Below are 6,207 nucleotides of genomic sequence, written 5' to 3'. Positions count from 1 at the left end.
GCTCTCAGGGGTTCAGCTCAGCTGCGATCAGCCGTTGCGCTTCCAGCGCGGCTTGTCGTCGCGGCGGCCGCCGAAGCCGCCGGTGGAACCGGAGCCGGAGCCGGACGGACGGTGGTCGTCACGGCGGCCGTACGGGCGGTCGCCGCCGCCGGAGCGGAAGCCACCGGACGGACGGTCGTCGCGACGGTCGCGGTTGAACGGGCGGTCGCCGCCGCCGGAGCGGAAGCCACCGGACGGACGGTCGTCGCGGTTGAAGCCGCCCGAGGAGCGGTCGTCGCGGTTGAAGCCACCGGACGGACGGCCACCGCGGTCACCGCGGTCGTCACGACGGAAGCCGCCGCGGTCGCCACCACGGTTGTCACGACGCTCGAAGTTGCCGCGGTCGTCGCGCTGGGTGCGCTGCTCCTCGCGGCGCTCCTGCGCGGCCAGCTCGGCGGCAGCGGCGGCGGCAGCAGCCGCGACCTCGGCCTCGGCGGCCTCGGCCACCTCGGCGACAGCGGCCTCCGGGTCCTCGCCACGCTCACGGGCGGAGCGGGCGACGAGGCGGTCGGCCTCCTCGCGCAGCTCGCCGGCGCGGCGGGTCAGGCGCTCCAGCTGCTTGGTCAGCTCGGCGACCTCGCGCTCGGCCTGCTTGGCAGCGTTGTTCGCGGAGTCGGCCTGGACCTCGGTCAGCGAACGGGCACCGGTGATCTCGGCGACCTCCGGCTCGAAGGCGCCGGCGCCCTGGACGATGTGACGCGAGGCGTCGACGCCCGCGTCCTCCATCAGGCGGAAGATCTGGCGGCGCTGGTGCGGCAGCGCGAGGGAGACCACGACACCGGACTTGCCGGCACGGGCGGTACGGCCCGAGCGGTGCAGGTAGTCCTTGTGGTCGCCGGCCGGGTCCACGTTCAGGACCAGGTCGATGCCGTCGACGTGGATGCCGCGGGCGGCGACGTCGGTGGCGACGAGCGCGTTGACGTAGCCGTCCTTGAAGTCGGCGAGGACGCGGGTACGGGCACCCTGCGTCATGCCGCCGTGCAGCGCGTCGGCCTTCACGCCGGCCTCGACGAGCTGCTCGGCGATGCGGTCGGCGCCCAGCTGGGTGCGGACGAAGATGATGGTGCGGCCCTTGCGGGCGGCGATGGCGGCCGTGACCGGCGCCTTGTCCTTCGGCTTCACGACGAGGACGTGGTGCGTCATGGTCGTGACGTTGCCCTGCGCGCTGTCGACCTCGTGCGTGACGGGGTTGGACAGGTAGCGCTTGACCAGGGTGCCGATCTCGTTCTCCATGGTGGCGGAGAAGAGCATGCGCTGGCCGCCGCCGGGGATCTGGTCGAGCAGCTCGGTGACCTCGGGCAGGAAGCCCAGGTCGGCCATCTGGTCGGCCTCGTCGAGAACCGCGACCTGGACGTTCTCCAGGGAGCAGGCGCCACGGTTGATGATGTCGCGCAGACGGCCGGGGGTGGCGACGAGGACGTCGACACCGCGCTCCAGGGCGTAGATCTGGTTGCTCATGGAGGTGCCGCCGCAGACGACCTTCATCTTCAGGCCGAGCACGTCGCCGTAGGGCTGGAGCGCGTCCGCGACCTGCATCGCGAGCTCACGGGTCGGCGTGAGGATGATGGCGCGGGGCTTCTTCTTCTCGGTGTGACCGCCGGCCAGGGTGGCCAGGGTCGGCAGACCGAAGGAGAGGGTCTTGCCGGAGCCGGTACGGCCACGGCCGAGGATGTCCTTGCCGGCCAGGGCGTCCGGGATGGTCGCGGCCTGGATCGGGAAGGGGGTGGTGACGCCGTTCTGCGCGAGCTTGCGCACGACGCCCTCGGGCAGACCGAGGTCGCCGAAGGTGATCGAGGGCTCGGCGTCGGCGTCGTCGAAGTCGGTGGTCGAGTCCTCGAAGGACTCGTCGGTGTTCACGTCGGCCTCAAGAGCCTCGATGATCTCGTCGGCCTCAGCGGCCTCGATCGCCTCGGTGACCACGAGGGCCTCGGCGTCGATCATCTCGTTGGAGTCGTTCTCGGGCATGACGGAACGGTCAGAGCTGGAAATGGACATGCGAAATGCGAAACCTTCCGGAGTCTCGGCACGCGCCCAAACTCCGTGAATCGCAAATCGACCGCCTCAATGCGGTCAGCCACGGCTAGGGAGAGTACGCGCCACACGGCGCTCTTCGGATTCGGCGCCGGGCAATGGGATCAAACGATCTATAACCATACGCACCCTCCCCGGGGTCTGGCAAGTCGCTCCTGCAGAAACGTCCCCGACCTGCGAAAACGTCTCCCCGGGGCGACCACCGGACCGGCCCCGCCGGACCGGCCGGATGCCCGCCGGGCCTACAGCTCGGGGGCCGGCTGGGTGGTGGGCTCCGGCTGCGGAGTCGGCGGCTCCGGCGTGGGTTCCGTCACAGGGGGAGTCGTGGCGGGGGGCGCCGGGGTCGGGCTCGCCGACTGCTGCCCGCCGGCCGATCCGCCCGGACCGCCGGGTCCGCCGCCCGACCCGCCCGTGGTGGGTTCCTGCGGGCCCTGTCCGCCCGCGCCGCCGCCCGGTCCCGCCGACGGCGCGGGCACCCCCGGCTGACCGCTCGGCGCGCCCGGGCTCGGCGAGGCCCCTGTCGCGCCGGAGGCCTTGCCGTCCTCCTTGGGCCTGCCGTCCTGGTTCCCCGTGGCGTCCTTCGCGCCGTGCCCGTTGCCGCGGACCCCGGAGCCCCGCCCCGTGACGGTCCCGGCGCCCGCCTCGGCACCGCTGCGGCGGTCACCGGGGGCGGAGGGCCCGGGCTTCGCCGCGTCCTCACCGACGCTCATGCAGCCGGCCGTCGCCGCGACCGCGAGCGCGGTGACGGCCAGTCGGAGGGAAGCGGACAACTGGCGCACGGGGCACCTCCGGAGCCTGAGGGTGAACTTTCCGCATGAGCGGGTCAATGTGCCCAACTCCCTTTGACCCGTAAGGGACACGCCCTCGGCCGAACACCTCAGGCGAAGAGCTGCCGCGCCACCTGCGAGCCGAGGTGCACCGCGCCCAGCCCGACCAGCACCGACATCACCACGTTCGCCGCGGCCAGGAACCGGTGCCCGCGCTCGGCCAGCCGCAGGGTCTCGTACGAGAACGTCGAGTACGTGCTCAGCGCCCCGCACAGCCCGGCCCCCAGCAGCAGCTGCAGCCGCGCGGAGGCGGCCCCGGTCAGCGCCGCCCCGGCCAGCGTCCCGAGCACCAGGCAGGCGGTCGCGTTGACCACGAAGGTGCCCCAGGGGAACACGGCGTCCGGCCCGTCCAGCCGCGCCTGCACCGCACGGTCCATCAGGTAGCGCAGCGGCGCGCCGACCATCGCGCCCACCACCACGAGCAGCCAGTTCACCGGGCGCCCCCGCGCCCCCGGGCCCCGACCGCGAGCCGGGCCGCCGAGGCCGCCGCCCACACCGCGCCCAGCGCCGCCGCCACCGTGAGCCCGGCGTACGCCAGCGCGGTCCCCGCCTCCTCCTCGTCCAGGAGCCGCGAGACGTCCACCGCGTAGGTGGAGAAGGTGGTGAAGCCGCCGAGCACACCGACCCCGGCGAAGGGCCGGAGCAGCGGGTGCGGAGCCGTCCGGCCGCCCTCGCTGATCAGCACCATGAGTACGCCGATCAGGGCGCAGCCGGAGGTGTTGATCCACAGGGTCGCCCAGGGGAAGGCCCCGGGCCCGGCGGGCCACAACAGGGAGATCCCGTACCGCGCCGCCCCGCCGATCGCGCCGCCGGCCGCCACCGCCGCGAGCACCCGGCCCTGCGGCTCGGTGCGCTGCGCGGGGACGTGCAGGTCGACGTCCGGATCGATCGCCTCCGCCGCCCCGTCGCCCGGGACCGGTCGGGTCACCCGTACCCCAGCGCGTGCAGCCGGTCGTCGTCGATCCCGAAGTGGTGGGCGATCTCGTGCACCACGGTGACCTCCGTCTCCGCGACCACGCTCTCCCGGTCCTCGCACATCCGCAACGTGGGATTGCGGTAGATGGTGATCCGGTCCGGCAGCACCCCGGCGTACCACTCGCCGCGGTCCGTCAGCGGGGTGCCCTCGTAGAGCCCGAGCAGCTCGGGGTCGTCGGCGGGCGGTTCGTCCTCGACGAACACCGCCACGTTGTCCATCAGCCGCGTCAGCTCCGGCGGGATCCGGTCCAGGGCCTCTGCGACGAGCTCTTCGAACTCCTCGCGCGTCATCTCCAGCACCCGGCCATTGTCGCTCCGGCGGGGGCCCCTCCGGCTTGCGGGGGAGAAACCGTTTTGGCGATAGCTCCCCGGATCCCATATGCTTCTCACGTCCCCGACGCGCTGAAGAAGTGCCCGGCGGGCCTTTAGCCCTCATCGTCTAGTGGCCCAGGACGCCGCCCTTTCAAGGCGGTAGCACGGGTTCGAATCCCGTTGGGGGTACGCATTACCGTGTGCAAGACTTGTTCTCGCACACTGCAAGGTCCTGTGGAGCAGTTGGTTAGCTCGCCACCCTGTCAAGGTGGAGGTCGCGGGTTCAAGTCCCGTCAGGATCGCTGAAGCCGGAAACGGTTTCGTGGCTGGGTAGCTCAGTTGGTACGAGCGATCGCCTGAAAAGCGATAGGTCGCCGGTTCGACCCCGGCCCCAGCCACCATCCAGAAGGCCCCGTCCATCGGACGGGGCCTTCTGTGGTTACTCTCCCTCGGCCTCGGCCACCGTCCGCTCGCGCTGCCGCTCGCTGCGGCGCCAGTGCACGACGCCGACGGCCGCCGCCCCGGCGGCGACCAGCCCGAGCAGCGCCCAGTCCGGGACCGCGTCCGCCACCGAGCCGACCCACTGCTCCACCGCGAACGAGTCGTCCACGTCCAGCAGCCCGGGCAGTGCGCTCGCCCCGTCGTACGCGAGGAACAGCGCGCCCAGGGTGATGAAGAACAGCCCGGACAGCAGCGAGGTGGTGTGCAGCTCGAAGCGGCCCACCGTGAGGGCCCGACCGCGCAGCCAGCGCCGCCGGCCCAGCTCGAACCGCTCCCAGAGCAGGGCCAGCAGGAACAGCGGCACGGCCATCCCCAGGGCGTAGACCGCGAGCAGCAGGCCGCCGTAGACGGGGCTGCCGCTGACCGCGGCGACCGTCAGGACGCTGCCCAGGATCGGGCCGGCGCAGAAGCCGGCCAGCCCGTAGACCGCACCGAGCGCGTACACCGACAGGGCGGTGGTCGGCCGGATCCGGCCCGACAGCTCCGAGAGCCGCTTCGGGGCGAAGCCGAGGCCCAGGATCTGCGCGAGGCCCAGCGCGATGATCAGCCAGCCGCCGGCCAGGACGAGCCCGTCGCGGTTGCCGTGGAAGAACCGCCCGGCGTAGGAGCCGGCCGCCCCGAGCGGTACGAGGGTGCTCGCGAGGCCCGCGTAGAAGATCCCGGTGCGTGCCAGGAGCCGCGAGGTGGAGTCGATGGAGTACGCGAAGAAGGCCGGGAGCAGCAGCGCGCTGCACGGGCTGAGCAGCGCGAGGAGGCCGCCCAGCAGGGCGGCCAGGTATCCGATGTCGGTCACTGCTTCGCCGCCTCCGCCTTCGCCCTGGCGATGGCCGCCGTGAAGGTGTCGAGCGGCTGGGCCCCGGCGATCGGCCTGCCGTTGAGGAGGAACGACGGGGTGGAGGTGACGCCGATGCGGTAGCCCTCCTCCTGGTCCTTCTTCAGGGCCGCCGCGGCCTGCTCGCCGGCCATGTCCGCCTTGAAGCGCTCCAGGTCGGGGACCCCGGCCTCGCGGGCCAGCTCCACGAGGCGGGGCTCGGCGAAGCCCTTCTCCTTCGAGCCGCCGGCGTACGCCGCGGCGTGGAAGGCGTCGAAGCGGTCCTGCTGCCCGGCCGCCCAGGCGGCCTTGGCGGCGGCCTCGGATTCGGCGCCGAAGATCGGGAAGTTGCGCCACTCGATGCGCAGGGTGCCGTCGGCGACGTACTTCTTCACCAGTTCGGGCTCGGTGTCCCGGGCGAACTTGGCGCAGTAGCCGCACTTGAAGTCGGAGTACTCGATGAGCACGACGGGCGCGTCGGCGCGGCCGACGGCGAGCTTGTCGCCGGCCTCGCGGCGGGCCAGCGCCTTGAGCTCGGCGGCGGGGTCGGTCCGGGGCGCGGCCACGGCGCCGGAGCCGGACCCGGAGTCGGAGGAACCGGTCCCGGCGGGGGCGGTGGCCTGCCAGGAGACGATGCCGAGGGTGATCGCGGCGAGGGCGACCCCGGCGGAGATCAGCAGGGGCTTCGTGGAGGTCTTGGACGAGGGCATG

General features: G+C 72.7%; 7 protein-coding genes and 3 tRNA genes. 3 read left to right on the top strand and 7 right to left on the bottom strand.

Features of this window, described 5'->3' with window-relative positions; translation table 11 throughout:
• Positions 1 to 27: 27 nt before the first annotated feature.
• From ACWGE1_RS24165 to ACWGE1_RS24145, 5 genes are all read right to left on the bottom strand, one after another.
• The gene (locus ACWGE1_RS24165) at positions 28 to 2,004 is read right to left on the bottom strand and encodes a DEAD/DEAH box helicase (RefSeq protein WP_453422568.1); all 1,977 of its coding nucleotides are present in this window, start codon (positions 2,002 to 2,004) and stop codon (positions 28 to 30) included.
• Between the two features lie 308 nt (positions 2,005 to 2,312).
• Positions 2,313 to 2,849, bottom strand: coding sequence for a hypothetical protein (locus ACWGE1_RS24160; RefSeq protein WP_453422567.1), 537 nt, complete (start codon positions 2,847 to 2,849; stop codon positions 2,313 to 2,315).
• Positions 2,850 to 2,947: 98 nt separating this feature from the next.
• On the bottom strand, positions 2,948 to 3,331 hold the full coding sequence (gene crcB, locus ACWGE1_RS24155) for a fluoride efflux transporter CrcB (protein WP_453422566.1): 384 nt from the start codon (positions 3,329 to 3,331) through the stop codon (positions 2,948 to 2,950).
• Positions 3,328 to 3,825: a FluC/FEX family fluoride channel gene (locus ACWGE1_RS24150; RefSeq protein ID WP_453422565.1), complete on the bottom strand. Its 498-nt coding sequence runs from the start codon at positions 3,823 to 3,825 to the stop codon at positions 3,328 to 3,330. The genes crcB and ACWGE1_RS24150 overlap by 4 nt, the downstream gene beginning before the upstream one ends.
• Positions 3,822 to 4,172 (bottom strand): metallopeptidase family protein, encoded by a 351-nt coding sequence (locus ACWGE1_RS24145; RefSeq protein ID WP_030726307.1) that lies wholly within the window; start codon positions 4,170 to 4,172, stop codon positions 3,822 to 3,824. The genes ACWGE1_RS24150 and ACWGE1_RS24145 overlap by 4 nt, the downstream gene beginning before the upstream one ends.
• Positions 4,173 to 4,300: 128 nt before the next feature.
• Here ACWGE1_RS24145 and ACWGE1_RS24140 point away from each other — a divergent pair.
• From ACWGE1_RS24140 to ACWGE1_RS24130, 3 genes are all read left to right on the top strand, one after another.
• A tRNA-Glu gene (locus ACWGE1_RS24140) sits at positions 4,301 to 4,373 on the top strand.
• Positions 4,374 to 4,412: 39 nt separating this feature from the next.
• Positions 4,413 to 4,486, top strand: a tRNA-Asp gene (locus ACWGE1_RS24135).
• A gap of 22 nt (positions 4,487 to 4,508) precedes the next feature.
• Positions 4,509 to 4,585: transfer RNA gene (locus ACWGE1_RS24130), tRNA-Phe, on the top strand.
• Between the two features lie 38 nt (positions 4,586 to 4,623).
• On the opposite strand, the gene ACWGE1_RS24125 is transcribed toward ACWGE1_RS24130, so the two are convergent.
• Together ACWGE1_RS24125 and ACWGE1_RS24120 are read right to left on the bottom strand one after the other, a co-directional pair.
• Positions 4,624 to 5,478, bottom strand: a complete 855-nt coding sequence (locus ACWGE1_RS24125) for a cytochrome c biogenesis CcdA family protein (protein WP_453422564.1) — start codon at positions 5,476 to 5,478, stop codon at positions 4,624 to 4,626.
• Positions 5,475 to 6,206: a DsbA family protein gene (locus ACWGE1_RS24120; protein WP_453422563.1), complete on the bottom strand. Its 732-nt coding sequence runs from the start codon at positions 6,204 to 6,206 to the stop codon at positions 5,475 to 5,477. The genes ACWGE1_RS24125 and ACWGE1_RS24120 overlap by 4 nt, the downstream gene beginning before the upstream one ends.
• Position 6,207 lies beyond the last annotated feature (1 nt).

This window comes from Streptomyces sp. NPDC054932 (assembly GCF_053610205.1).
Note: the sequence above shows the minus strand (reverse complement) of the source record. Positions and strands in the feature narration are given on the sequence as shown.